The organism is Streptomyces sp. NPDC001157 (assembly GCF_053598255.1).
In genome coordinates, this window is sequence record NZ_JBSFJW010000046.1 from 1 (window position 1) to 25,669 (window position 25,669).

Annotated in this window: 27 protein-coding genes; 14 read left to right on the forward strand and 13 right to left on the reverse strand. The window is 69.6% G+C overall.

The features are described from left to right. Together ACWDAG_RS42445 and ACWDAG_RS42450 are read right to left on the reverse strand one after the other, a co-directional pair. The coding region (locus ACWDAG_RS42445) for an RICIN domain-containing protein (RefSeq protein ID WP_450700917.1) at positions 1 to 681 on the reverse strand (681 nt) is incomplete at its 3' end. Between the two features lie 437 nt (positions 682 to 1,118). Next, complete coding sequence (locus tag ACWDAG_RS42450; protein ID WP_450700918.1) at positions 1,119 to 1,517, reverse strand: VOC family protein; 399 nt, start codon at positions 1,515 to 1,517, stop codon at positions 1,119 to 1,121. Between the two features lie 109 nt (positions 1,518 to 1,626). Between ACWDAG_RS42450 and ACWDAG_RS42455 the strand changes: the two genes are divergently transcribed. After that, positions 1,627 to 2,616, forward strand: a complete 990-nt coding sequence (locus ACWDAG_RS42455; RefSeq protein WP_450700919.1) for a helix-turn-helix transcriptional regulator — start codon at positions 1,627 to 1,629, stop codon at positions 2,614 to 2,616. A 105-nt stretch (positions 2,617 to 2,721) separates the two neighbouring features. Here the strand turns inward: ACWDAG_RS42455 and ACWDAG_RS42460 are convergent, their stop codons facing one another. Further along, on the reverse strand, positions 2,722 to 3,303 hold the full coding sequence (locus ACWDAG_RS42460; protein ID WP_450700920.1) for a TetR/AcrR family transcriptional regulator: 582 nt from the start codon (positions 3,301 to 3,303) through the stop codon (positions 2,722 to 2,724). Positions 3,304 to 3,463: 160 nt separating this feature from the next. Here ACWDAG_RS42460 and ACWDAG_RS42465 point away from each other — a divergent pair, with 160 nt between their 5' ends. After that, complete coding sequence (locus tag ACWDAG_RS42465) at positions 3,464 to 3,814, forward strand: antibiotic biosynthesis monooxygenase family protein (protein WP_450700921.1); 351 nt, start codon at positions 3,464 to 3,466, stop codon at positions 3,812 to 3,814. Positions 3,815 to 3,941: 127 nt separating this feature from the next. On the opposite strand, the gene ACWDAG_RS42470 is transcribed toward ACWDAG_RS42465, so the two are convergent. The 4 genes from ACWDAG_RS42470 to ACWDAG_RS42485 form a co-directional block, all read right to left on the reverse strand. Beyond that, positions 3,942 to 5,381 carry an ATP-binding protein gene (locus ACWDAG_RS42470; RefSeq protein WP_450700922.1) on the reverse strand — a complete coding sequence of 480 codons (1,440 nt, stop codon included), beginning with the start codon at positions 5,379 to 5,381 and terminating at the stop codon, positions 3,942 to 3,944. Further along, entirely contained in the window at positions 5,381 to 6,088 is a 708-nt protein-coding gene (locus tag ACWDAG_RS42475; protein WP_450700974.1) for a response regulator transcription factor, read from the reverse strand. The genes ACWDAG_RS42470 and ACWDAG_RS42475 overlap by 1 nt, the downstream gene beginning before the upstream one ends. Positions 6,089 to 6,206: 118 nt before the next feature. Further along, a complete protein-coding gene (locus tag ACWDAG_RS42480; RefSeq protein WP_450700923.1) occupies positions 6,207 to 6,812 on the reverse strand; it encodes an FMN reductase in 606 nt (201 codons plus the stop codon). After that, on the reverse strand, positions 6,809 to 7,900 hold the full coding sequence (locus ACWDAG_RS42485) for an LLM class flavin-dependent oxidoreductase (RefSeq protein ID WP_450700924.1): 1,092 nt from the start codon (positions 7,898 to 7,900) through the stop codon (positions 6,809 to 6,811). Before ACWDAG_RS42485 ends, ACWDAG_RS42480 begins: the two co-directional genes overlap by 4 nt. A gap of 105 nt (positions 7,901 to 8,005) precedes the next feature. Here ACWDAG_RS42485 and ACWDAG_RS42490 point away from each other — a divergent pair, with 105 nt between their 5' ends. Then, positions 8,006 to 8,812 carry an AraC family transcriptional regulator gene (locus ACWDAG_RS42490; RefSeq protein WP_450700925.1) on the forward strand — a complete coding sequence of 269 codons (807 nt, stop codon included), beginning with the start codon at positions 8,006 to 8,008 and terminating at the stop codon, positions 8,810 to 8,812. A gap of 46 nt (positions 8,813 to 8,858) precedes the next feature. Further along, the gene (locus ACWDAG_RS42495) at positions 8,859 to 10,265 is read left to right on the forward strand and encodes an MFS transporter (protein ID WP_450700926.1); all 1,407 of its coding nucleotides are present in this window, start codon (positions 8,859 to 8,861) and stop codon (positions 10,263 to 10,265) included. A gap of 3 nt (positions 10,266 to 10,268) precedes the next feature. Here ACWDAG_RS42495 and ACWDAG_RS42500 read toward each other — a convergent pair whose 3' ends face one another. After that, the gene (locus ACWDAG_RS42500) at positions 10,269 to 11,159 is read right to left on the reverse strand and encodes an NADP-dependent oxidoreductase (RefSeq protein WP_450700927.1); all 891 of its coding nucleotides are present in this window, start codon (positions 11,157 to 11,159) and stop codon (positions 10,269 to 10,271) included. Between the two features lie 133 nt (positions 11,160 to 11,292). Between ACWDAG_RS42500 and ACWDAG_RS42505 the strand changes: the two genes are divergently transcribed. Then, positions 11,293 to 11,694 carry a winged helix-turn-helix transcriptional regulator gene (locus ACWDAG_RS42505; protein WP_450700928.1) on the forward strand — a complete coding sequence of 134 codons (402 nt, stop codon included), beginning with the start codon at positions 11,293 to 11,295 and terminating at the stop codon, positions 11,692 to 11,694. A gap of 4 nt (positions 11,695 to 11,698) precedes the next feature. Here ACWDAG_RS42505 and ACWDAG_RS42510 read toward each other — a convergent pair whose 3' ends face one another. Continuing rightward, positions 11,699 to 12,172 (reverse strand): MarR family winged helix-turn-helix transcriptional regulator, encoded by a 474-nt coding sequence (locus tag ACWDAG_RS42510; RefSeq protein WP_450700929.1) that lies wholly within the window; start codon positions 12,170 to 12,172, stop codon positions 11,699 to 11,701. Between the two features lie 61 nt (positions 12,173 to 12,233). Beyond that, positions 12,234 to 12,704 (reverse strand): hypothetical protein, encoded by a 471-nt coding sequence (locus tag ACWDAG_RS42515; RefSeq protein ID WP_450700930.1) that lies wholly within the window; start codon positions 12,702 to 12,704, stop codon positions 12,234 to 12,236. 119 nt (positions 12,705 to 12,823) lie between these two features. On the opposite strand from ACWDAG_RS42515, the gene ACWDAG_RS42520 reads away from it, so the two are divergent. The 5 genes from ACWDAG_RS42520 to ACWDAG_RS42540 all read left to right on the forward strand — a co-directional run bounded on the left by ACWDAG_RS42520 (position 12,824) and on the right by ACWDAG_RS42540 (position 16,406). Then, positions 12,824 to 13,162, forward strand: a complete 339-nt coding sequence (locus tag ACWDAG_RS42520) for a YnfA family protein (protein ID WP_450700931.1) — start codon at positions 12,824 to 12,826, stop codon at positions 13,160 to 13,162. Positions 13,163 to 13,215: 53 nt separating this feature from the next. After that, positions 13,216 to 13,989 (forward strand): SDR family NAD(P)-dependent oxidoreductase, encoded by a 774-nt coding sequence (locus ACWDAG_RS42525; protein ID WP_450700932.1) that lies wholly within the window; start codon positions 13,216 to 13,218, stop codon positions 13,987 to 13,989. Continuing rightward, on the forward strand, positions 13,989 to 14,153 hold the full coding sequence (locus ACWDAG_RS42530) for a hypothetical protein (RefSeq protein WP_450700933.1): 165 nt from the start codon (positions 13,989 to 13,991) through the stop codon (positions 14,151 to 14,153). The genes ACWDAG_RS42525 and ACWDAG_RS42530 overlap by 1 nt, the downstream gene beginning before the upstream one ends. A gap of 17 nt (positions 14,154 to 14,170) precedes the next feature. Continuing rightward, on the forward strand, positions 14,171 to 15,436 hold the full coding sequence (locus ACWDAG_RS42535; protein ID WP_450700934.1) for a GNAT family N-acetyltransferase: 1,266 nt from the start codon (positions 14,171 to 14,173) through the stop codon (positions 15,434 to 15,436). A gap of 142 nt (positions 15,437 to 15,578) precedes the next feature. After that, positions 15,579 to 16,406, forward strand: coding sequence for an LAGLIDADG family homing endonuclease (locus ACWDAG_RS42540; protein ID WP_450700935.1), 828 nt, complete (start codon positions 15,579 to 15,581; stop codon positions 16,404 to 16,406). A 35-nt stretch (positions 16,407 to 16,441) separates the two neighbouring features. On the opposite strand, the gene ACWDAG_RS42545 is transcribed toward ACWDAG_RS42540, so the two are convergent. Next, entirely contained in the window at positions 16,442 to 17,635 is a 1,194-nt protein-coding gene (locus ACWDAG_RS42545; RefSeq protein ID WP_450700936.1) for an RtcB family protein, read from the reverse strand. 205 nt (positions 17,636 to 17,840) lie between these two features. On the opposite strand from ACWDAG_RS42545, the gene ACWDAG_RS42550 reads away from it, so the two are divergent. From ACWDAG_RS42550 to ACWDAG_RS42560, 3 genes are all read left to right on the forward strand, one after another. Continuing rightward, positions 17,841 to 18,701, forward strand: coding sequence for a DUF3558 domain-containing protein (locus ACWDAG_RS42550; protein ID WP_450700937.1), 861 nt, complete (start codon positions 17,841 to 17,843; stop codon positions 18,699 to 18,701). 120 nt (positions 18,702 to 18,821) lie between these two features. Beyond that, positions 18,822 to 19,730, forward strand: a complete 909-nt coding sequence (locus ACWDAG_RS42555) for a DUF3558 family protein (RefSeq protein WP_450700938.1) — start codon at positions 18,822 to 18,824, stop codon at positions 19,728 to 19,730. A 167-nt stretch (positions 19,731 to 19,897) separates the two neighbouring features. Continuing rightward, positions 19,898 to 21,166: a DUF2637 domain-containing protein gene (locus ACWDAG_RS42560; protein WP_450700939.1), complete on the forward strand. Its 1,269-nt coding sequence runs from the start codon at positions 19,898 to 19,900 to the stop codon at positions 21,164 to 21,166. A 44-nt stretch (positions 21,167 to 21,210) separates the two neighbouring features. Here the strand turns inward: ACWDAG_RS42560 and lysS are convergent, their stop codons facing one another. Then, the gene (gene lysS / locus ACWDAG_RS42565; RefSeq protein ID WP_450700940.1) at positions 21,211 to 22,947 is read right to left on the reverse strand and encodes a lysine--tRNA ligase; all 1,737 of its coding nucleotides are present in this window, start codon (positions 22,945 to 22,947) and stop codon (positions 21,211 to 21,213) included. 202 nt (positions 22,948 to 23,149) lie between these two features. On the opposite strand from lysS, the gene argS reads away from it, so the two are divergent. Beyond that, positions 23,150 to 24,919: an arginine--tRNA ligase gene (gene argS, locus ACWDAG_RS42570; RefSeq protein ID WP_450700941.1), complete on the forward strand. Its 1,770-nt coding sequence runs from the start codon at positions 23,150 to 23,152 to the stop codon at positions 24,917 to 24,919. Between the two features lie 96 nt (positions 24,920 to 25,015). On the opposite strand, the gene ACWDAG_RS42575 is transcribed toward argS, so the two are convergent. Then, on the reverse strand, positions 25,016 to 25,480 hold the full coding sequence (locus tag ACWDAG_RS42575; RefSeq protein WP_450700942.1) for a peptidoglycan-binding domain-containing protein: 465 nt from the start codon (positions 25,478 to 25,480) through the stop codon (positions 25,016 to 25,018). Positions 25,481 to 25,669: the final 189 nt, after the last annotated feature.

Consider the following 25,669-nt stretch of genomic DNA (forward strand, 5'->3'; position numbering starts at 1 on the left):
GTGCACATAGGCGTACCGCACGTCGAACGGCGCGGCGGCCGCCGAGGAGTCGTCCATCGAACCGCCGACGAGCACCGTGCTGCTGCCCATGAAACGCTTCGTCGAGCTGCCGCCACCGGTCACGGGAGACGGAGTCGACGACGGGTGCGAGCCGCTCGGAGCCTGGCTCGCCGGAGAGCTGCCGCCGGGCGTGGGCGTGGGGGTGGGGGTGCTGCCGGGGTTCCCCGCGTTCCCGGTGCCGCCGAAGCTGCCTGCCGGGACGAGCTTCCACTGCTGGTTGGCGCCGCCCCGGTCGCGGTTCTGGACGATGTGGCTCCCGTCGGACTTGGAGCCGCCCCGGACCTCGACGGCCATGCCGCTGAAGCGGTTGATCAGACGCACGTAGCCGTCCGACGACTTCTTCATGCGGAACTGCTGGTTGGCGCCGTTCAAATCGCGCCACTGCACCAGCTTGGAGCCGGCGGTCTTCGACCAGCCGTAGTCGTCCAGCACCTTGCCGGAGTTCCGGTTCTGCAGCCGGTAGTTCCCGTCACCCGCGTCGATGAACTTCCACTGCTGATTGGTCCCGCCGTTACGGCTCCACTGCACCAGCGAACCACCGTCGGACGTGCCGTAGGCGACGCTGTCCAGCACCTCGCCGCTGTTGCGATTGACCAGCACGTACCAGGCGTTCGTGTTCACGGTTCCCGCTGAGGCCGTGCTTCCCGCTGAGGCCGTGTTGACCACGACCACGGAGCCGCCCATGACCGCCAGGCCGACGGCCGCCCAGAAACTCCGGCGCTGGTACAGCCGACGGCCACGGTGAGTCTGCCGCCGCCCCAGAACGGCCGAGCGGAACGACGCGCGATCACGACGGGCGCGGCCACGGCGGGCGCGGCCGCCGGCCGACGCCTCCGGCGACGTGGATGGGCGAGGGACCATGTCCATGCTCTCTTTCAGCTGTGGCTTCTGATCTGACGTCCTGTCCGGACACCACCCAGTTGTCACAGCCCCCGGAAAGGTTGCCCGACCAGGAGATCTTTTTTCAGGCTCCGCGCGCCGACCGGCGATCACGTCGTCGGCTCGGAGCGGCGGGTTCGCGACCCGCCCACCCGTGGTCCAAGCGGCTGTGCCTGGCGTCAGCGTGCGAACTTTTCGATGGCCGCCGGGGTGACGGGGGTGAAGAAGTTGACGAGGTTGCCGTCGGGGTCGCGGAACAGCAGCGACCGGTTGCCCCAGGGCATCGTGGTGGGCCCGTTGACGAAGTCGGTGACGAAGCCGATCAGGTTCTGGTGCACGCGGTCCACGTCGTCGACGAGGAACTCGGTGATCACGCTGTGGTTGTCCGCCGGGCGGGCGGAGCCCGGAGCGAACAGCGGGACGGTGCGGGTGCCGGCGATCGCGAGGGTGGCGCCCGCGGTCCTGAGTTCGGCGAAGTCCTCGGTGGCCCACGTCGCCCGCGCCCCTGTTGCTCGCTCGTAGAACTCGACGAGGCGCGCCACGTCGCCGGTGATGATGCGGATCGAGACGAAGTCCATGGGGATCTCCTTGCTGCTGGAATCGTCGACGTCGCTGCACGTCGCTCGCATCGCAGGCTAGGAGAAATAGGGGACAGAATCGGTCCTCTATCGGCGTTAGGCTGCGAACATGCCTCGACCCACCGGCCGCGTGCTGACACTCCTGGAGCTGCTGCAGTCGGGCGGCACCCGGACGGTGGCCGAACTCGCCGACCGGCTCGGCGTCGAGGGGCGCACCGTGCGGCGGTACGTGGACCAACTGGTCGACCTGGACGTGCCGGTGGAATCGGTACGCGGCCGCTACGGCGGGTACCGGCTCGCCCCGGGGTACCGCCTGCCTCCGCTCATGCTCAGCGACGACGAGGCGCTGGCCGTGCTGCTCGGCCTGGTCGCCGGACGCCGGGCGGGGTTGACGACGGCAGTGCGCACGGCGAGCGAGACGGCGTCGGCGAAGATCCGGCGAGTGCTGCCGGGGCACATCGCCCGCAGGCTCGACACCCTCCTGGAGGCCGTCGCCTTCACGGATCAGCCCGGTGATTTCGACAGCCCGGACGCCGAGGTCCTGCTCACCATCGCGGATGCGGTGCGCCACCGCCGGCCGGTCTCGATCCGCTACACCGATCGTGACGGACAACGCAGTGAACGCACGCTGCACGCGTACGGGGTCGTGGCCCACGCGGGTCGGTGGTACGTCACCGGCCGGGACGCCCGGATCGGCGAGGACCGGACCTTCCGGCTCGATCGCATCGCAGACGCGCGGACCCTGCCCGGCTCATTCGAAGCGCCCGCGGGACCCGATCCGGCACAGCGCCTGTTGTCAGCGTTCGCCACGGCCGCGTACCGGCACGAGGTGACCTTGCGGATCCACGGGACGGTCGAGCAGATCCGCGCCCGCCTTCCCGCCGGCGTCGCGAGCCTGGAGGAGTACGCGCCCGTGGCGGGCGAGGACACGGCGACCGAGCGCTGGCTGCGCGTCGAGCTGCGGGCGGAGCGGCTCGACTGGTTGCCTCCGGTACTCGCCTCACTCGACCGGCCGTTCGTCATCGAGCGCCCGGATGAACTGCGCGACCTCGTCATCGCCCTCGCCGATCGCCTCGCGTCCCACGCCCGCCAGGCCTGACGGCGCTCTTTTGACTGGATTGCGCTGCTCGCGGCAGAGCGTCACAAGCGGGTGCCCCACCAGGGGGCTGCTCGGCAACAAGTTCCGCAAGGCGCCACACGTTTCTCAGGGTGTGGGTGCGGTGAGATACCGCTGGATTGTGGGGCCGAGCCAGTCCACGATCTCCTCGCGGCTGAGCGCCACGCTCGCCGGGAACCGCAGGACGTAGCGTGTCAGCGCGAGTCCCAGCACGGTCGAGGCGCACAGTGCCGCCCGTGTCTGTGCCTGCTCCGGTTCGGGGCCCACCTGGCGGGCCAACGGGATCAACTGCTCGCGCAGCACGCTCTGCATGCGTTCCGCGGCGGCGGGGTCGGTGGCGCCGACCCGCATCAGTGCGGTGAGCTCCCCGTTCTCCTCCCACAGGGTGAGGAAGTGGCTCACCAGCGTGCGGCCGAGCGCCTCGATCGGTTCGACGGGCAGGTCGGGCAGCCCGGGGTCGATCGCGACGGCAGCTGCGAACAGGCCCGCCTTGCTGTCGTAGTAGCGCATCACCATCGACGGGTCGATCTTCGCGTCGCGCGCGATGGCCCGGATGGTCGCCTTCTCGTAGCCCTCCGACGCGAACCGCTCGCGGGCCGCGGTGAGGATCGCGGCGCGGGTTGCGTCGGAACGCCGTACGGCCTGCTGGTTATCCGTGGTGCCGGTCATGCCTACGAATGTAGGCCAACGGCTGTTGACAGTCCAGGGTCACGCCCTTACGTTTGCCAACAGCCGTTGCCAACACTTGTTGACCATCAGCATGGGCACAAGTGTCGGCTGGATCGCGGCGCCCCTGAGCGGACAACCGATGGCGAGAGGACCTACCGAAATGGCCACGCTCCAGAGTCTCGACCCGCACATGCCGATGTTCGCGCAGCTCCAGGAGAAGACAGGGCCCGTCGTCCTGGCCAACACCTTCGTCGTACCGAAGGACAGGTCCGAGGCGTTCCTGGCCCTCTTCCGACGACAGGCCGAGTTCATGAAGGCGCAGCCGGGATTCGTCTCCTTGCAGATGCACCAGGGGACGGCGGGCAGTCGGCTACTCATGAACGTGGCGGTCTGGGAATCGACCGAGGCCCTCGCCACCGCGCTCGGCAGCCCGGAGTTCCAGCGCATGGCCGCCGACTTCCCCGACGACATCGTGTCGTACCCGCACATCTTCGAGCAGGTCGACGCCTGACACGGCGGCCGATCAACCCATCACGTGCAGCTCATCCCTGACGAGGGGTCACCATGCCGCTCGTCTGTGGGCCGTCAGCGGCGAGCTCCTCGGCGGACCGGCCCGCGGAGCACCAGGCACCGCGGGCTCAGCCCCCGGTGCCCGTCCCGCTCCCCGGCACCCCGCCCACGGTGAACCCGATCACCGCCCCGCCCCCTTCCCGCTGAGCCGCGAACGGCGCCCCGCCGTGAGCCATGGCGACCTCCCGCACGATCGACAGGCCGAGCCCGGAACCGGGCAGGGAGCGGGCGTCGGCCGCGCGGTAGAAGCGGTCGAAGATACGGATCAGGTCGCCGTCGGCGACGCCGGGGCCGCGGTCGAGGATCTCCACGCGGACCGTGCCCGTCCGGGCGGGCCCGGAGACGGCGATCTCGATGGGCCCGGTGCCGTCGCGGTCGAACTTGGCGGCGTTCTCGACGAGGTTGGAGATCGCGCGCTGCAGCATCCCGGGACGCCCGTCGGTCGTCGTGTCGCCGCTCGCCCGGACCATGACCTGCCGCCCGCTGCGCCGTCGCGCGAGCCCGGCCACGTCCTCCGCGATGTCCGCGAGGTCGACCCGCTGCGGCGGCTCGGTGTCGGACTGCCCGGCCGCCAGGTCCACCAGCTCGTTGACCAGGTCGGTCAGTTCGCGCGCCTCCTGGCTCAGGTCCGCGACCAGCTCGTCGCGGGTGGCCGGAGGCAGTTCGTCGATCCGGCGCAGCAGGGAGATGTTCGTACGCAGCGAGGTGAGCGGCGTCCGCAGTTCGTGGCCCGCGTCCTGGACCAGGCGCCGCTGGTCCTCCTCCGACTGGGCGAGGCGGCCCAGCATGCGGTCGAAGGCGCGGCCGAGGCGGCCCACCTCGTCGTAGCCGGTGACGGGCACCTCGATGCCGAGCCGCCGGGTGCGCGCGACATCCTCCGCGGCCGAGGTCAGCAGGATCAGACGGCGGGTGATGCGCCGCGCCAGCCACCAGCCGAACAGACCCGCCGCGATCACCACCGCGCACATCAGGATCAGCGTGCGCTGCTGCAGCGCCCGCAGCAGGTCCTCGGTGTCGCTGAACTCCTGCGCGACCTGCACCGCGCCCCGCCCGGCGCCGAGCGAGACGGTCGCGACGCGGTAGACGTCCGTGTCGACGTCGACGTCCTTGTGCACGACCAGCTTCCCGGCCGTCCGGGAAGCCGCGACCGACCGGTCGGCGGCGACCACCGGCAGCCCGGGGCTGCCCGGGTCGTCGACCTTGCCGTCCGGCCCCAGTACCTGCACGTCCGTACGGGCGGGCCGCACGATGTCATGGCCCGGCGCCGAGGAGGAGAAGTCGTCCGTCGTCATCCGGTGCTGCCGCACCTCGTCCCGCAGGTCCTGCACGACCTGGTCGAACACGGACTCCTGGTCCACCCGCACCAGCCGGGCCGCGGCACTGTACGACAGCACACCGACGAGCACCGTGACGGCAGCGGTGACCGCGGCGAACGACACCGCGAACGTGGTGCGCAGGGAGACCAGCCCGGGCCGCCTTCTCGCCAGCAGCCGCCTGATTCTCCCCACTAGTCTTCCCGCAGCACGTAACCCACACCGCGCACCGTGTGGATCAGCGCCGGTGCGCCCGGCTCGTCGAGCTTGCGGCGCAGATAGCCGACGTACACGGCGAGGTTCTTGGAACCGGGCCCGAAGTCGTAGCCCCAGATGCGGTCGTAGATGGTGGAGTGGTCGAGGACGATCCCGGCATTGCGCACGAGCAGCTCCAGCAGCTCGAACTCGGTCCGCGTCAGCTCCAGCTCCCGCTCGCCGCGCCAGGCCCGCCGCGCCTGTACGTCCATGCGCAGTCCGGCGGCCTCGATCTGCCGGTCGGAGGCCGCGGGCAGCTCCTTCGGGACGTCGGCCGGGGCCGCGGGGTCCGTGCTGGTCCGGCGCAGCAGCGCACGCAGCCGGGCGAAGACCTCCTCGACGTCGAACGGCTTGACCACGTAGTCGTCCGCGCCCGCGTCCAGGCCGGCGATGCGGTCGGCGGTCTCGACGAGCGCGGTGAGCATGAGGATCGGCGTGCGGTCGCCCTCGGCGCGCAGCACCCGGCAGACCTGCAGCCCGTCGATGCCGGGCATCATCACGTCGAGCAGGAGCACGTCCGGCGGGGTCTTGTGGGCCTGCGCCAGCGCCTCGACGCCGTCGGCGACCGCGGTCACCTGGTAGCCCTCCAGGCTCAGGGCCCGCTCCAGGGCGTGACGGATGGCGCGGTCGTCTTCGGCGAGCAGCACAGTTTGGGGCACGTACCCATACTGCCAAGGCGGCCCGCGGTTCAGCCGAGGACGGAGGCCGTACGATCTGCCTTTTTACCGGCCTCTCACCGTCACACGGGCAACCCGGCGGTCCCTCCTACCGTCCTCTCACGGAAGGGCCGGACAGTGCCGCCAGCTGCTCCGCGAACGGCACCACCTCGAAGCCATCGGTCCGGGCCGGGCCCGCCGCCGACAGGCCGCTCATCAGACCCGCCAGTTCCCCGGCCGCCCGTTCGATCCGCCCGTCCAGTCCCTCCGCGCCCCAGTCCTCCGACGCGGCGTACACCCCGGTCGGGACGACCACCGCGCGCAGATGGGCGAAGAGCGGACGCAGCGCGTGGTCCAGCACCAGGGAGTGCCGGGCCGTGCCGCCGGTCGCCGCGATCAGCACCGGCTTTCCCGCCAGCGCGTCTTTGTCGAGGACGTCGAAGAAGGACTTGAACAGCCCGCTGTACGACGCCGAGAAGACAGGGGTGACGACGACGAGACCGTCGGCCCCGGTGACCGCTTCCTGCGCGGCGGAGAGCTTCCGCCCGGGGAACCCGTTGGTGAAGTTGTGCGCGATCTCCACCGCGAGGTCGCGCAGCTCGACGACCTCGATGTCGACCGTGGCCTGCCGACCCACCGCGGCGGCCAGCCGGTCGCCCAGCAGCCGGGTGGACGACGGGACGCTCAGCCCCGCCGAGACGACGACCAGCTTCATACGGCGGCCTCCTCCTTCTCCGCGGCGGCCTTCAGCGACGCGTGCGTCGGCGCCTCGGGCACGTTCGCCGGGCGCCCGGCCGCGAACTCCTTGCGCAGCACCGGCACGACCTCCTCGCCCAGCATGTCGATCTGCTCCAGCACGGTCTTCAGCGGCAGCCCCGCGTGGTCCACCAGGAACAGCTGGCGCTGGTAGTCACCGGCGTACTCGCGGAAGGACAGCGTCTTCTCGATCACCTGCTGCGGGGAGCCGACGGTGAGCGGGGTCTGGTCGGTGAAGTCCTCCAGGGAGGGCCCGTGGCCGTAGACCGGCGCGTTGTCGAAGTACGGCCGGAACTCCCGCACCGCGTCCTGCGAGTTGTGCCGCATGAACACCTGGCCGCCCAGGCCGACGATCGCCTGCTCGGGGGTGCCGTGCCCGTAGTGCGCGTACCGGGACCGGTACAGCTCGACCATCCGCTTGGTGTGGTCGGCCGGCCAGAAGATGTTGTTGTGGAAGAAGCCGTCGCCGTAGAACGCGGCCTGTTCGGCGATCTCCGGCGAGCGGATCGAGCCGTGCCAGACGAACGGCGGGACGCCGTCCAGAGGCCGCGGGGTGGAGGTGAAGCCCTGCAGCGGGGTGCGGAACTTGCCCTCCCAGTTCACGACGTCCTCGCGCCACAGCCGGCGCAGCAGGGCGTAGTTCTCGATGGCGAGATTGATGCCCTCGCGGATGTCCTGGCCGAACCAGGGATAGACCGGTCCGGTGTTGCCGCGGCCCATCATCAGGTCCACCCGGCCGTCGGCCAGGTGCTGGAGCATCGCGAAGTCCTCGGCGATCTTCACCGGGTCGTTGGTGGTGATGAGGGTGGTGGAGGTGGAGAGGATCAGCTTCTCGGTCCGCGCGGCGACGTAGCCGAGCATCGTGGTCGGTGACGATGGCACGAACGGCGGGTTGTGGTGCTCACCGGTCGCGAAGACGTCCAGGCCGACCTCCTCGGCCTTCAGCGCGATGGCGACCATGGCCTTGATGCGCTCGCGCTCGGTCGGCGTACGCCCGGTGGTCGGGTCCGGCGTGACGTCGCCGACGCTGAAGATCCCGAACTGCATGGTCGCTCAACCTCCAAGTTGTTGACCGTTCAACTATAGCCGCTCAACAGTCCCCCCGGCCCCCTTATTCCGGCGATTGTCAGTGCCCCGTCCTACGATCCCGACATGGCCGCCCCACGCCGTGACACCCGAGGCATCGTCGGCGCCGCGGACTTCCTCGCCCGCGTGGACTTCCGCCGCCCGGACCCCGCCGAGCCGCTGCGCCGCCATGTCGAGCACTACTGGCTGATCGACTGGGACCTGGACGAGCCGTACGTCTCGCACGTGGTCCCGCACCCCGCGGTCCACATCGTCTTCCAGCAGTTCGCGGACCAGGAACCGTTCGTCGAGGTCGCCGGCGTCCAGCAGGGGCTGTTCGCGCAGAAGCTGGAGGGGCGCGGCCGGGTGTGCGGCATCAAGTTCCGGCCCGGCGGCTTCCGCCCCTTCGCACCCGGGCAGCCGGTGAGCGAGTGGACGGGCCGGCGGGTCCGTTTCCCCGAGGCCTTCCCGACAGCGGATCCCGCGGCCGTCCTCACCCCGGCCGACGAGAGCGCCCGGATCGCCGCCCTCGACACCTTCCTGCTCTCCCTCTCCCCTCGCCCCGACCCGCAGGCCGACCTCGCGAGGACCCTGGTCGAGCGCATCCGCACCGACCGCACGATCCGCCGAGTCGCCGACTTCGCCCGCGCCGAGGGGATGTCCGTACGGCTGCTGCAGCGGCTGTTCGCCGGGTATGTCGGCGCGGGCCCCAAGTGGGTCATCCTGCGCTACCGCATCCATGAGGCCCTGGAGCACGCGGAGACGGACCGCGAGGTGGACTGGGCTGCCCTGGCGGGCGACCTCGGCTATGCCGACCAGGCCCATCTGGTGCGGGACTTCACGGCGACGGTCGGGGTGCCGCCCACCGCCTACGCCGCCAGAACCGCCGGCTAGCGAAATCCCCTTGACGCCCGGCGGCGCACTCCGCATATTTATCTGCGTGACACAGACTCTTCTTAACGCAGCGGAAAGTCCTCCGCTCTCCACCCGTGCCCGCTGGGCCGTCCTCGCCGTCGTGCTCGCCGCCGACGTCCTCGACCTCCTCGACGCGACGATCACCAACATCGCCGCGCCCACCATCACCCGGGACCTCGGCGGCGGCGCGAGCCTCGTCCAGTGGCTCGGCGCCTCCTACGCCCTCGCACTCGGCGTGCTGCTGGTGCCCGGCGGACGGCTCGGCGACAAGTACGGGCGCAGACGGCTGTTCCTGACCGGACTCGCCGGGTTCGTCGCCGCCTCGCTGGCCTGCGGACTCGCCCCGAACCCGACCGCACTGGTCCTCTCCCGGCTCGTCCAGGGCGCCTTCGGGGCGCTCGTCATCCCGCAGGGCTTCGGCATCCTCGGCGCGACCTGGCCACGCGAGGAGATCGGCAAGGCCTTCAGCCTCTTCGGGCCCGTCATGGGCCTGTCCGCGGTCGGCGGCCCGATCCTCGCCGGCTTCCTCGTCGACGCCGACCTCGCCGGCCTCGGCTGGCGCCCCATGTTCCTGATCAACCTGCTCCTCGGCGGCGCCGCCCTGCTCGCCGCCGTCCGGCTGCTCCCCCGCGACACCGGCGACCCGTCCGTCCGCGTGGACATCCCGGGTGCGGCCCTGCTCGGCGGCGCGATGCTCGGCCTGCTCGGCGGCCTCATCGACGGCTCGGCGTCCGGCTGGACGACCCGCCCGCTCGCCCTGCTGCTGCTCGGTCTCGCGCTGTTCGCCGCCTTCTGCCACCGCCAGCGCACCGCCGCCGAACCCCTGATCCGCCCGACCCTGCTCCGCAACCGCGGCTTCACCTCGGGCCTGGTCCTCGGCGTCCTCGCCTTCGCCGCGGTCGCCGGCCTCCTCTACGTCGTCTCCCTCCACCTCCAGCGAGGCCTCGGCCGCTCCCCCGCCGGCACCGCACTCGGCCTGATCCCGCTCTCCGCGGGCATCGTCGTCGCGTCCATCGCCTGCTACCGGCTGATCCACACCTACGGCCGACGGCTCGTCGTCGCCGGGCTGCTGATGATCCTCGGCGGCTGCGGCTGCCTCGCCCTCCTCCCCCACGGGTCCGGCTGGACCCTCGTCCCGCCCCTCCTGCTGACCGGCCTCGGCATGGGCACCTGCTTCGGCACGGTCTACGACGTCACCATCGGCGACATCGCCCCCGACGAGGCCGGCAGCGCGAGCGGCTCCCTCAACGCGGTGCAGCAGCTCGCCAACGCGATCGGCGCGGCAGCCGTGACGACCGTGTACTTCAAGGCGGTCGGCGGCGGCGAGACCCACGCCCTGCTCGCAAGCCTCGCCGTGGTCGCCGCGGCCGTCACCCTGTGCCTGCCCCTCGTACGGCTGCTGCCGCGCAAGGCCCCCCAAGGGGACCACTAGGCCCTACGGGACGAGAACCAACCGGCCGCGCACCCCGCCCTCCGCCAGGCGGGCGTGCGCCTTCGCCGCGTCCTCCAGGGCGTACGTCTCGGCCACCCGCAACGTCAGCACCCCCTCGTCCACCAGCCCCACGAGCTCGGCCAGCCGCGCCCCGTCGGCGCTCACCTCCACCGCACCGGTCCGCACACCGCGCACCGACGCCGGGGCCGCCTGCGGGATGACGCCGACGTACGCGCCCCCGTCCCGCACCCACTCCACGGCCGCCTCACCGAGGATCGCCGCGTCCAGCACGGCGTCGACGCTCCCCGCCCCGACGGCTGCGGAGGTGAAGTGCGCGGCCCCCAGGGACCGTACGAGCTCCTCGTCGTCCTCCCTGGCCAGCGCGGTCACGGTCACCCCCCGATGCGCGGCGAGCTGCACGGCGAACCCGCCGACCGCACCCGCCGCCCCCGTCACCAGCAGCGACTGCCCCGGCGCCAACTCCAGCAGATCCAGGGCCTGTACGGCGGTCAGGGCGTTCAGCGGCAGGGTCGCCGCGTGCACGGCGTCCACCGTGGCCGGCGCCTTGGCGACCGCGTTCGTGTCGACGACGACGTACTCGGCGTGCGTGCCCAGCGGCTGCACCATGCCGTAGTCCAGCGCGACCACCTCGTCGCCGACGCTCCACGCGGTGGCCACTCCCGTCGCGTCCACGGTCCCGGCGACGTCCCAGCCGAACCCGATCTGCTTGCCCGCGCCCCCGAAGGCACCGGCCCGCACCCCCGCGTCCACCGGGTTCAGCGCGGCCGCCGCGACCCTGATCCGCACCTGCCCGGCCGCCGGCTCCGGCACCTCCACGTCCACGACCTCCACAGCCTCGGGCCCGCCGAACGTCCTCACCACTGCAGCACGCATCGTCATTTCTCCCGTAATGAGACTCGATGAGCCTCTTCGAATGGTTTCGCTCTGCGGGCAACAACCCTAGGAAGAGTTACTATCCAGGAGGAAGTAGTTACCTGGAGGTGCCTACCTCACCGGAAGGAGAGCCATGGCGACCATGACCGCGGCCCAGAAGCGCGAACAGGCCCGCGTGGAGTACGACGCGTTCCTCCGCGCCTGCCCCACCAACCAGCTCCTCGACCGCCTCAGCGACAAATGGGTCAGCCTCGTCCTCGCGGCCCTCACCTCCGGACCCATGCGCTACAGCGACCTCAGCCGCAAGATCGCGGGCGTCAGCCCCAAGATGCTGACGCAGACGCTGCGTTCACTGGAACGCGACGGCATCCTCACCCGCACGGTCACCCCGTCCGTACCGGTCCGCGTCGACTACGAACTCACCGAACTCGGCGGCAGCCTCGCCCAGTTGATGACCGCGGTGAAGACCTGGGCCGAGACCCACTTCGACGAGGTCCACGAGGCACGCGAACGCTACGACACCGAGAACGCCTGACCGCTCACACCTCGCCCGCGCGCAACCGCGCCACCTGCTGCGCGCTGAACTCCACCGTGCGCCGCATGTGCCCGATGACCACGGCGAGCTCGGCGTCGTCCAGCTCCGCGAAGAGGGCGGACCAGCCACCGCCCAGCCGGTCCCACATCCGCCCGAACTCCGCGATCCGCTCCGGCACCGTCGCCACCAGCACCCGCCGCCGGTCCTCCGCGTCCCGCTCCCGTACGACGTAGCCCGCCTTCTCCAGGCGGTCCACCAGCCGCGTCGCCGAACCGGTCGTCAGCCCCGTCATCTCGGCGATCCGGCCGCTGGTCACCGGACCGCCCTCCAGCGTCAGCAGATTCAGACACTGCAGATCGGTGGGATGCAGCCCCAGATGGTCGGCCACGGCCTGGTTGAACAGGGCGTACGAAGCCATGTAGCGACGCGAGACACCGGCCAGCTCGTCGAGCAGCCGCTCCCGCACGTTCCCGGCCATGCCCCGCTCCTCTTCGCCCCACTTCGTCTGCGCCGTGCAGAGATCGTACGACGCAACCTCCCTAGAAGGAGTACTCGTCCCCGGTGGCGAGCACGAGCACCCGCTCCCGGTCGTTGTGCCGGTGCCGGTCGACCGTGCCCCCGTTCCACGCCGTGTCGATCTCCACCCGCACCTCGGACGGCGTCCCCCGCAGCCGCAGCCGCAACCGGATCGGCCGGGCCACCGCCTTCGCGGCCAGCGCCCCCACCCGGCACAGCATCACCCGCTCCCCCGACCGCACACACCCGGCCGGCAGCGCCTGCTTGTTCACCGGCGCCACCGACCAGCGCAGCCGCACCGTCGCATCCGGCACCGCGGACGGCCCGTAGTTGCGCGGCGTGAGCCGCAGATCCACCCGGCCGCCGACCATGGACACGACACCGTGGTACGCCAGATCGGCCTCCGGAGCACCGACGGCACCGACGGGCAGAGCCGCCACCAGCACCACCCCCAGGGCAGCAGCCCCGACCACAGGAACCCGCATCCTCCGCATACCGCCACTCCTCACTCCACGCAGTCGTACGGATGTATCCCACGCGGAGCACAGGGCAGGCGCCGTCCAACAGGTGACAGGACACCTGCCGGTGAAAGTCGGCATGCCAAGCTGCAGGCATGCTCGTCGCCCGCTCCGCCGCCCTCTTCGTCGTCGCCGCCCTCTTCGAGATCGGCGGCGCCTGGCTGATCTGGCAGGGCGTGCGGGAACACCGCGGCTGGCTCTGGATCACCGGCGGCATCCTCGCCCTCGGCGCCTACGGCTTCGTCGCCACCCTCCAGCCCGACGCCCACTTCGGCCGCATCCTCGCCGCGTACGGCGGCATCTTCGTGGCCGGCTCGATCCTGTGGGGCATGGTCGCCGACGGCTACCGCCCCGACCGCTGGGACGTGACGGGCGCCCTGGTGTGCCTGGCCGGGATGGCTCTCATCATGTGGGCGCCGCGGAACGGCGGCTGAGCCTCACTTACGCTGGACGGACCCGACCGCCGACCCAACACCAGGAGCACCGCATGGCACCCGCACCGTCCGCCGCCTCCCGCATCGCCGTCGTGACGGGTGCGAGCAGCGGAATCGGCGCCGCCACCGCCCGGCAGCTCGCCGCAGCCGGCTACCGGGTCGTCCTCACCGCCCGCCGCAAGGACCGCATCGAGGCACTGGCCGAGGAGATCAACGCGGCCGGCCACCAGGCCACGGCGTACCAGCTGGACGTCACGGACCGCGCCGCGGTCGACGAGTTCGCGACAGCCTTCAAGACCATCGGCGTCCTGGTCAACAACGCGGGCGGCGCACTCGGCGCCGACCCCGTCGCCACCGGCGACCCCGCCGACTGGCGCACCATGTACGAGACCAACGTCCTCGGCACCCTCAACGTCACCCAGGCCCTGCTCCCCAAGCTGGTCGCAAGCGGCGACGGCACGGTCGTCGTGCTCTCCTCCACCGCCGGCCTCAGCACCTACGAGGGCGGCGCGGGCTACGTCGCCGCCAAGCACGGCGCCCACGTCCTCGCCGAGACCCTCCGCCTGGAGATCGTCGGCCAGCCGGTCCGCGTCATCGAGATCGCCCCCGGCATGGTCAAGACCGACGAGTTCGCCCTCACCCGCTTCGGCGGCGACCAGGAGAAGGCCTCGAAGGTCTACGAAGGCGTCGCCGAACCCCTCACGGCCGACGACGTCGCGGACACCATCACCTGGGCGGTCACCCGCCCCCACCACGTCAACGTCGACCTCCTGGTCCTCCGCCCGCGCGCGCAGGCCTCCAACACGAAGGTCCACAGGGAGCTGTGATGGCGGAACCGGAGCCTGCCGCGGAGGCGAACGACGCAGAGAAACAGCGCCTCGCACTCGAGAAGAAGCGCGAGCGCTATGTCTGGTACTACCTCGCATACTTCCTCTTCGGCATCCACATCGTGGCCTTCGTGATGATCTACGCGGTGCTGCACGCCAAGTAGGCATAGGGTCACAGCCTGTGGACCGACACTTAGCTTTCGACGCGCTGCACAACTTCCGCGACCTGGGCGGCTATACGACACCGGACGGCCTGCGCATCCGCCCCGGCCGCCTGTACCGCGCGGACTCCCCGGGCAAGCTGACCGAGGGCACACAGGACTGGGACCGCTTCCTCTCCCTGGGCATCCGCACGGTCATCGACCTGCGCCACCCCTGGGAGGCGGAGGCGCGCGGGCGCGTCCCCTCCCACCCCTCCTTCGCGTACCACAACCTCAGCATCGAGCACCGCCCCTACGACCAGGCGGCCCAGGCCCCGGGCGTCGACCCCGGCCCGTACCTGGCGGAGCGCTACATGGAGGTGGCGGAGGACGGGGTGAAGGAGATCCGCCGAGCCCTGGAACTGGTGGCGGAGGCAGCGGAGTCGGCAGAACCGGTCGTCTTCCACTGCGCCTCGGGCAAGGACCGTACGGGCCAACTGGCGGCGCTGATCCTGACGTTGCTGGGCATCCCGGAAGAGACCGTCATCGAGGACTACAGCCTCACGGAACTGGCCACACCCGGAATCCTGGCGAGCTGGAAGTCGCGAAACGACGGCCGCGAACCGACCTGGCCGGGCTTCGGCCGGGCCCCACAGCAGGTGATGCGCACCTTCCTGGCCTCCATGAAGCAGCGCTACGGCTCGCTGGAGGACTACATCACGCGGGAACTGTCCCTGGACGCAGAGGCGTTGGCGACAACCCTCCGCACGGCCCTCCTGGAACCCCGGCCCACCGACTGGCCCACCCTCACCTTCCGCAAGGCGACCCGGCCCGACGCCCGCACCCTCGTCCGCCTCCGCGACTCCGCCGCCCTCTGGCAACTGGCCCGGGGAATCGACCAGTGGAAGCCGGGCGAGAAGGACGAGACCCACTTCCGCACACGCATGCAGGAGGGCGAGGTCTGGCTGGCCCACTCAGGCCCCCACCTGGCCGGCGCCTGGGAACTCTGCTGGGAGGACGAGGCCGCCTGGGGCCCCCGCCCAGCCGACGCGGGCTACATCCACCGCCTGATGACGACCCCGCACACGGCGCCACCGGGGACAGGCCGCAGCATGCTGACGGAGGCGGAGTCCCGCATCGCGGCCACGGGCCGCCCGTACGCCCGTCTGGACTGCCTGGCGTCCAACCCGAGGCTGCGCACGTACTACGAGTCGGCGGGCTACAGGGTCGTGGGCGAACAGCGGGCGAAGGACGGCGGGTTGGGGAGTCCGTATGCGGTGACGTTGCTGGAGAAACGGCTCGCTTAACTCACAGGAGTGAACCTCGTCGATCACCCGAACGGCCGGCGAACTGGCGATCTAGGCTCGCAGTACAACATCAAAATGACGGCCCTCGACCGGGATGCCGCCCAGCCGAGGGCCTGACCAGCAAGGAAGGAATAGCTTCCTCATGGCTGACTGCGAGCCTAGCGCCCACCGGTTCATGGACCTGAGGGTGCCCGAGTACGCGTACATGTTCGGCTTCTTGCAGGCGGACGGGCACCTCAAGCAAGGGCCCGGCAGGAAAGGCCGGTTGAGCGTCGAGATCAACGCCCGGGATATCGATCTCCTACGCAAGTTCCAGAAGCTGACGCCGTACTACAGCAGCGTCACCGAGCGGACCCGGTCCACGAACTTCGCCGAGACCGCTCACTCAGCGATCTGGAGCCTCTGTTCTCTGGAGGCCAGGACCATCGTCAACGAACTCGGCCTGCCCTACGGCCGCAAGTCGAAAACGATCGCTCCCCCTCACGTCGAGGTCTCGACTGGCGACTACCTGCGAGGTCTCATCGACGCAGACGGCTCGGTCGGCTTCACGGGCAAGGGGGTCCCGTTCATCTCCCTCACCACGGCCAGTACTGCCATCGCGTCTTACCTGCGCGACTACGCCAGGGATGTGACGGGAGCCGAGCGCATCATCAAGCCCAACGCCCGGGACAGTATCTACAACCTCTTCTATGCGAGGGGAGCAGCCCAGCGCCTGGCGGCCGACCTGTACTACCCCGGTTGCCTGTCCCTGGAACGCAAGCGCACGACTGCCAGCTCCATCACGTCCTGGATCCGCCCGACCGGTCGAAAGCCGGGGCCAGAACGCATCCAATGGACTTCCGAAAAGGACAGGTTGCTGCTCTCCGCAGCGACTATCGACGACGCCTGCGCCAAGCTGGGTCACTCGCAGAATGCCTGCCGAGCTCGCTTGAACAAGTTGCTCGATGGGCTTGTACCACTGCCCAACTGAAGAAGGCCCCCGGTTTCAACCGGGGGCCTCTTGCATCAGCCCTTCACGCAAACGACCTGCTTCAACTTCGCCACGACCTCGACCAGGTCCCGCTGCTGATCGATGACCTGCTCGATCGGCTTGTAGGCACCCGGAATCTCGTCCACGACGCCGGAGTCCTTACGGCACTCCACGCCCCTCGTCTGCTCCTCCAGGTCCTTCGTCGAGAAGCGCCGCTTGGCCGCGTTGCGGCTCATACGCCGACCCGCGCCGTGCGACGCCGAGTTGAAGGCCTTCTCGTTGCCGAGGCCCTTCACGATGTACGAACCGGTGCCCATCGAGCCCGGGATGATGCCGTACTCCCCAGTCCTCGCACTGATCGCCCCCTTGCGCGTGACGAGCAGGTCCATGCCCTCGTAGCGCTCGCGGCTCACATAGTTGTGGTGGCAGCTCACCTCAGGCTCGAAGGTCACTCGTGCCTTCTTGAACTCCCTGAGGATCACGTCCTTGAAGAGGGCCATCATGATCGACCGGTTGTACTTCGCGTACTCCTGAGCCCAGTAGAGATCGTTCTGGTACGCCGCCATCTGCGGGGTGTCCGCGACGAAGACCGCCAGGTCCCGGTCGATCAGCCCCTGATTGTGCGGGAGCTTCTGAGCCACGCCGATGTGATGCTCGGCCAGTTCCTTGCCGATGTTCCGCGAGCCAGAGTGGAGCATGAGCCAGACCGAACCCTGATCACTTATGCAAACTTCTGCAAAGTGGTTTCCGGATCCGAGCGTTCCCATCTGCTTTTCGGCACGATCGTGACGGAATTTGACCACTTCGGCGACCCCGTCGAACCGCCCCCAGAAGTCCTCCCACCCCCCGGTGGCGAACCCATGCAGCCGCCCCGGCTCCACAGGACTGTCATGCATCCCCCGCCCCACCGGAATGGCCTGCTCGATCTTCGACCGAAGCCGCGACAGATCCCCCGGCAGATCGTTAGCGGTCAGCGACGTCTTGACGGCAGACATCCCGCACCCGATATCCACCCCCACCGCCGCAGGACAAACAGCCCCCTGCATGGCAATGACGGACCCGACCGTCGCCCCCTTCCCGTAATGCACATCCGGCATCACGGCCAGCCCCTTGATCCACGGCAGTGTCGCGACGTTGCGGAGCTGCTGCAGGGCCACGTCCTCGACCGTCGCCGGGTCCGTCCACATGCGGATCGGGACCTTCGCGCCCGGCATCTCTACGTACGACATATCGTCCTCATTCCCCCGAAAACATGACAGAAGTCTTAGATCGCAAAACCGGCGCCAAGGTCGATGAAAAAGGACAACGGACCGGCGTCCACGGCAGTGCGTGCGATACACATTGTCTCCAGGGGAAGCCCCCGCGCGGCAAGCGATTAACCAGCGGGGACACTGGAGCAACGGCCACAGAGCCACCGTCGAGAGGAGCCTGACCGTGCAGCGGAAGGCGTACGTATCCGGCGTCGCCGCGCTCCTCGTGGCGCTGCTGGCAGGCTGCACAAGCGGTTCGGGCAGTGGTGGTGCGACGGATGACGCGAACCCCGGTGATGCCGGTACGGCGAGTGTCGTGGCGCAGCCGGGGAAGTACCGCACGCTGCCGGGGCCGTGCAGTGCGGTGAGCCATGACACGCTGGACTCGCTGCTGCCCGGTATCGAGCAGATCGCGGACGCGGACCAGCAGGAAAGGGCGTACGCGGGCGACGCCACTCTTGCGTATGACAACGACCGCAAGGCCGGTTGCCGCTGGAAGGTGGACTCGACGACAGCGACCGACCGGTTGCTGGTGGATTTCGAGCGTGTCGTCTCCTATGACAACTCGGTGAGCGACGACACCCAGGCGCAGGAGTTGTTCGCGGGGAAGGAGACGGCGGCCGATCTGCCCGAGCCGACGAGTTCCGACAGCGGTTCCAGTTCCGCTTCCAGTCCCAGTACGAGCGCCAGTGCCAGTGCCAGTTCGAGTCCCAGTGCCGCCGCTGCCGGTTCTTCGGCCTCGGTCTCACCTTCGGACTCCGGCTCCGGCTCCGAGTCCGCCTCGTCGTCCGCGACCCCGGCCAATCTCCAGCCCCGTACTCTCGACGATCTTGGTGACGAGGCGTTCCTGGACGACGTTGTGAGTGGCTCGGGTTCGACGGCTCGGCAGCGCACGGTGACTGTGGTGTTCCGCACGTCCAACGTCATTGTGACCATCGAGTACGAGGAGCAGCCGGCTGCTGTCGGTGTCGTGCCGGACAGCAAGGAAATGCAGGACAGGGCCCAGAAACTGGCGGCACAGCTGGCGGACACGCTGGGTGGTTAGGGGTCGTTCGGGTGCCTCGGGCGCCCCTTCGTAATGCTGAAGAAGCGGAAGCACACAGTTTCCTCACCGCGTACGGTGGCTCCTCGGACCCGATCCGCCGACCTCAGGAACCACAGCGTCATGAGTGAAGGAACCATGCAGCGACCAGCAGAGCGAGACCAGCGCAGCCGGCGAGTGAAGCGAGTGGGGCGGCCAGGCCGTCTGCTTGCGGGCGCGGTCGCAGTCCCCGTGATGGTGTTCGCCGCCGGCTGCTCCTCGGACTCCGGCTCCGGTGACGGGGGCAGCAAGGGCGCGAGCGCCGGTGAGACGGCACCCGCGACGGCGAGTACGGCGCCGACGGTGCAGGCGGCGGCGTACAAGAAGTTGCCGGGTTCGTGTGGGGTGTTGTCGCAGAAGACGCTGGGTTCGCTCGTGCCGAAGGGTGTCAAGTCCGGCAAGGCGGGCAAGTCCGGCGATACGGCGACGCGGGCGAGCTGTTCGTGGAGCAGTCTGGACAACAACGGCGTGAAGGGCTCGCAGTTCCGGTGGCTCAATGTGTCGCTGCTGCGCTTCGAGTCGGATGCGACGCGCGGTGAGGGCGACCAGTTGGCGCATGCGTACTTCGAGAAGCAGGTGAAGGACGCCCAGGGGGCTCAGGGTGCGAAGAACCTGAAGTCGCAGCCGGTTGCCGGGACGGGTGCCGAGGCGATGCTGGTGCGCTACGACCTGAAGAAGAAGGAAGGCGCCTTCAGGCAGCAGACGGTGGTGACGCGTGTCGAGAACGTCGTGATCACGCTGGACTACAACGGTGCGGGTCTGGCTGGTGAGAAGACCCCGAGTGCGGACGATCTGGTGAAGGCCGTGGAGGCGGCGGCCAAGGAGGCGGTGGCCTCGGTGTCGGCGGCGAACGGCGCCGGCGGCGGGGGTACGGGCGGTGGTGCGGGCACGGCGAAGCCCTCGCCGTCCAGGTCGGCGTCGAAGTCGGCGTCCCCGTCTCCTTCGAAGTCCGCTTCGGCGTCTCCGTCCTCCTCAGCGTCGAAGAAGAGCTGACTGTCACATCTGGGCCGCGTCTGGACGCCAACTCGCAGCTCAGCACCGCTTTTTGAGGGAGTCCGGCCCCCTGCTTGGGTCGGGCTCCTCCCGTTCCGTTACCTCGTTCGGCGTACACATGTGCCACTCTGTTGCGCGCAACAGCACGCAATGGGAGGGGAGTACGGGTGGCCGCGCCACTGCAGCTGACTCGGATGCACCGGATTCTCATCGGCGTGGTCGTTTCCGGCGCCGTGATCATCGCCGGCATCGGCTTCGCCGGTTCGTATGCGGCGGTCCGTGAGTTGGCCATCAAGAAGGGTTTCGGGAACTTCTCGTATGTCTTCCCGATAGGCATCGACGCGGGTATCTGTGTCCTGCTGGCCCTGGATCTTCTCCTGACGTGGATCCGCATACCTTTCCCGCTGCTGCGTCAGACGGCGTGGCTGCTGACGGCGGCGACGATCGCGTTCAACGGTGCGGCGGCCTGGCCGGACCCGTTGGGTGTGGGGATGCACGCCGTCATCCCTATCCTGTTCGTGGTCGCGGTGGAGGCCGCGCGCCACGCCATCGGCCGTATCGCGGACATCACGGCGGACAAGCACATGGAGGGTGTCCGTCTGACGCGGTGGATGCTCTCGCCGATCCCGACGTTTCTGCTGTGGCGGCGGATGAAGCTGTGGGAGCTGCGCTCCTACGAGCAGGTGATCAAGCTGGAGCAGGAGCGGCTGGTCTATCAGGCCCGGTTGCGTTCGCGCTTCGGCCGGGCGTGGCGGCGGAAGGCTCCGGTGGAGTCGCTGATGCCGCTCAGGCTGGCGCGGTACGGGGTTCCGTTGGCGCAGACGGCTCCGGAGGGTCTGGCGGCGGCGGGCATCGAGCCTGCGTTGCTGCCGCCGGCGCCGGAGATCGCCCGGCCGGTGGAGAGCCGTCCGGCGGTGGCGGCGCCGGCTCCGCGGCCGGTGGAGCAGTTCGAGCAGGTTCCGCAGGCGCAGCTGCCGGAGCAGAGCCAGTGGCTGCATGCCCGGCATCCTCAGCAGGTCGAGTACCACGGTGACTACGATCCGACGTACGACCCGGAGCAGTATGCGCAGTGGTTCGCGGAGCAGCAGCAGGCCGAGCAGTACCAGCAGGAGCAGTTCCGGGAGGAGCAGTTCCGGGAGGAGCAGTTCCGGGAGTCCTCTTCGGAGGAGACCGGCAGCTTCCAGATCCCGGTCAGCCCGGGCCGTACTCGCGAGCTCGGTGAGGGCGGCGGGCCGCCGGAGCCGGACGAGGACGCGTACTACCAGGTCTTCCGTGAGTCGATAAAGAGCGGGAACGGAGCGCCCACTCCCAAGGGGTTCATTGCCGATGTCGAGGCGACGTACGGCATCACGCTTCCGGAGGCCGAGTCCAAGCGCATGGTGAACCGCTTCTCCAACCGTCTCAACGCGGAGATGCAGGAAGAGCACATCGCATGAGAAAGCGCCCGGTGCCGTGCGGCACCGGGCGCTTTCTCATGGCGTCACTGCCCGAGCAGGGCCCGTACGCGCTCCTGCCCGACCGCCAGCAGCAGCGTGGGCAGTCGCGGTCCGGTGTCGCGTCCCACCAGCAGGTGGTACAGCAGCGCGAAGAAGGTCCGCTGGGCGGTCTTGATCTCCGGCGGGAGTTCCTTGGGCGTGGCGTCCGCGGGGAATCCGGCCTGGACCTTGGGCACGCCGTACACGAGGTGCGTCAGTCCGTCGAGGGACCAGTGGTCGGCGAGGCCGTCGGTCAGCAGCCGCAGGGACTGCTGGGATGCCTCGTCGAGGGACTTGAGCAGTTCGGCGTCGGGTTCGTCGCGCACGATGGTCCGCTGGTCGGCGGGGACGTGCGTGTTGATCCAGGCCTCGGCCTTGTCGTAGCGCGGGCGGGCCTCGTCGAGTGAGCCGAGCGGGTCGGCGGGGTCCAGTTCGCTGAGGATCCGCAGGGCCTGGTCCTCGTGGCCGGCGGTGATGTCGGCGACGGAGGCCAGGGTGCGGTACGGGAGCGGGCGCGGGGTCTTCGGCAGTTCGCCGCCGGCGGTGCGCACGGCACGCGAGTGGGCCGCCACGTCGGCCGGGAGGGCGGAGCCGTCGGTGACCTTGGCGTCGAGCTTGTCCCACTCGTCGTAGAGGCGCTGGATCTCCTGGTCGAAGGCGATCTTGAAGGACTGGTTGGGGCGGCGGCGGGCGTACAGCCAGCGCAGGAGCTGTGGCTCCATGATCTTCAGGGCGTCGGCGGGGGTGGGTACGCCGCCGCGTGAGGAGGACATCTTGGCCATGCCGCTGATGCCCACGAAGGCGTACATCGGTCCGATGGGCTGCTTGCCGCCGAAGATTCCGACGATCTGTCCGCCGACCTGGAAGCTCGACCCCGGGGAGGAGTGGTCGACGCCGCTCGGCTCGAAGATCACGCCCTCGTAGGCCCAGCGCATGGGCCAGTCGACCTTCCAGACGAGCTTGCCGCGGTTGAACTCGTTCAGCCGGACGGTCTCGGAGAAGCCGCAGGCGGTGCAGGCGTAGGTCAGCTCGGTCGTCTCGTCGTCGTACGAGGTGACCGTGGTGAGGTCCTTCTCGCAGTTGCCGCAGTAGGGCTTGTACGGGAAGTAGCCGGCGGAGCCGGACGAGCCGTCGTCCTCGGCGGCGGCTCCGGATCCCTCCTCGGCCTCCAGTTCGGCCTCGTCGACGGGCTTCTGCTGCTGCTTGGGCTTGGCCGGGGCCTTCTTGGTGCGGTACTGGTCGAGGATCGCGTCGATGTCGGCGCGGTGTGCGACGGCGTGCAGGATCTGCTCGCGGTACACGCCGGAGGTGTACTGCGCGGTCTGGCTGATGCCGTCGAACTCGACGCCCAGCTCGGCGAGCGACTCGACCATGGCGGCCTTGAAGTGCTCGGCCCAGTTGGGGTGCGTGGACCCCTTGGGGGCGGGCACGGACGTCAGCGGCTTGCCGATGTGCTCGGCCCAGGTCTCGTCGACGCCTGCGACACCGGCCGGCACCTTGCGGTAGCGGTCGTAGTCGTCCCAGGAGATGAGGTGGCGGACCTGGTGGCCGCGGCGGCGGATCTCGTCGGCGACGAGGTGCGGGGTCATGACCTCGCGGAGGTTGCCGAGGTGGATCGGGCCGGAGGGGGACAGGCCGGACGCGACGACCACGGGTTTGCCGGGGGCCCGGCGCTCCGACTCCTCGATGACGTCATCCGCGAAACGGGAGACCCAGTCGGCGGTCTCGGTGCTCTGAGCCACGATCGGTACGTCCTTCTTTCTCCGGGCAGCCAGTACGGTCAATTCGACTGCGCCCCCAGTCTAGGCGGCGCAGCCGCCTCCTTTAGGGGCGCGGGGAACTGCGCGATCAACCCCCACCGCCCCGCAGCCAAAAAAACCGCTTCACCCCCCATGGGATACTGACCACGTCTATCAATCCACGAGGAGAACGGCACCCACTCCCATGGCCCCGGTCAAGTCCCTCAGCAGCTCCGTCAACCAGCAACTCGCCGACGCCATCACTTCCGCCACGCCGGAAACCGACGGAGTCGACCCGCTGCTGCGACGTAGCGACCGGGCCGACTTCCAGGCCAACGGCATCCTCGCGCTGGCCAAGAAGGCGAAGGCGAACCCGAGGGAGCTGGCGACGCAGGTCGTCTCCCACATCACCACCGGTGAGGGTCTGATCAAGGACGTCGAGGTCTCCGGCCCCGGCTTCCTGAACATCACGATCGCGGACCGGGCGATCATCGAGACGCTGGCGGCGCGTGCCGCGGACGGCGACCGGCTCGGTGTGCCGCTGAAGGAGAACCCGGGCATCACGGTCGTCGACTACGCCCAGCCGAACGTGGCGAAGGAGATGCACGTCGGCCATCTGCGCTCGGCGGTCATCGGTGACGCGCTGCGCGGCATGCTCGACTTCACCGGCGAGCAGACGATCGGTCGGCACCACATCGGCGACTGGGGCACCCAGTTCGGCATGCTCATCCAGTACCTGTTCGAGCACCCCGGCGAGCTGGCCCCGGCTCAGGACGTCGACGGCGAGCAGGCCATGTCGAACCTGAACCGGGTGTACAAGGCCTCGCGTGCGGTCTTCGACGCGGATGACGAGTTCAAGGAGCGGGCGCGGAAGCGGGTCGTCGCCCTGCAGTCCGGCGACAAGGAGACCCTTGAGCTGTGGCAGCAGTTCGTGGACGAGTCGAAGGTCTACTTCTACTCGGTCTTCGAGAAGCTGGACATGGAGATCCGCGACGACGAGATCGTCGGCGAGTCCGCGTACAACGAGGGCATGCCCGAGACCGCCCGCCTCCTGGAGGAGATGGGTGTCGCGGAGCGTTCCGAGGGCGCGCTGGTCGTCTTCTTCGACGAGATCCGGGGCAAGGACGACAAGCCGGTCCCGTTGATCGTGCAGAAGGCGGACGGCGGTTTCGGCTACGCGGCCTCCGACCTGACGGCGATCCGCAACCGGGTCACCGACCTGCACGCGACGTCGCTGCTGTACGTCGTGGACGTCCGGCAGTCGCTGCACTTCAAGATGGTCTTCGAGACGGCCCGCCGCGCGGGCTGGCTGAACGACGGCGTCACCGCGCACAACATGGGCTACGGCACGGTGCTGGGCGCGGACGGCAAGCCGTTCAAGACGCGTGAGGGCGAGACCGTACGGCTTGAGGACCTGCTGGACGAGGCGGTCGAGCGGGCCACCGCGGTGGTGCGGGAGAAGGCCGAGAAGGTGGGCCTGACCGAGGACGAGATCGTCGAGAACGGGCGGTACGTCGGGATCGGCGCCGTGAAGTACGCGGACCTGTCGACCTCGCCGAACCGGGACTACAAGTTCGACCTGGACCAGATGGTGTCGCTGAACGGCGACACGAGCGTGTATCTGCAGTACGCGTACGCCCGTATCCGGTCCATCTTCGGCAAGGCCGGCGACCGCACCCCGCTCGCCCACCCGGAGCTCGAACTCGCCCCGGCGGAGAGGGCGTTGGGGCTGCACTTGGACGCGTTCGGCGAGACGGTCTTCGAGGCGGCCGCGGAGTACGCGCCGCACAAGCTGGCCGCTTACCTCTACCAACTGGCGTCCCTGTACACGACGTTCTACGACCAGTGCCCGGTGGTGAAGCCTGCCCCGGCGCAGGAAGTGGCGGAGAACCGTCTGTTCCTGTGCGACGTCACGGCCCGCACCCTGCACCAGGGGATGGCGCTGTTGGGGATCCGGACGCCTGAGCGGCTCTGAGAGCCACCCGGCGGCCGACGCCGGGGACGGCCGTGGATGCGGGTACGCCCCGCCCGGATCGACCGGGCGGGGCGTACCGATCGGTGGGCGGTGCGGTCAGCACCAGCCTCCGCCGAGGTTGGCGAACGCCTTCCAGGCGGCCCTGGTCTTGGGGCCTGCGTCGCCGTCGATGCCGCCGGTGTCGTAGCCGATGTAGACGAGGAAGCGCTGGAGGCCGCGGATGGTGTTGGGGCCGGGGTCGCCGTCCACGGTGCCGGCGTTGTAGCCGCGGTCGTTGAGGAAGGCTTGCCAGGCCTTCCAGCTCTTGGTGCCGAGCTGGCCGTCGATCGTGCCGGGGTCGAACTTCCCGACGGGTGAGGCGTCGCGGACGTAGCACTGGACGCTCTTGCCCTCGGTGGTGTTCAGGCCGAGGTTGTTCGTCGCCTTGATGGTGACGGTCCGGGCGCTCGTGGCCGACGCCGGCGCGGCGAAGCTGGTGCCCGCGGTGGCCAGGCCGCCGGCGGCGAGTCCGACCACGGCGGCGGCGCTGACCAGGGTCCTGGCCAAGGCGTTCGATCGCATTCGTGTCCCTCTCGGGTCGTGGTGTGTGGTGCCGGGACGAGACTGCGGGGCGGTTGGCGAGGGCCGCCATGGCTGCCGCGGAAGTGACGGCCTCGCGGGACGTCCCGCCCGTTGACCTGCAAAGACGTAGGGCGTGACGACGGTGCGGCGGGACGGCTGTCGACGGGTGGTGGCCGATTGCGTATGGGT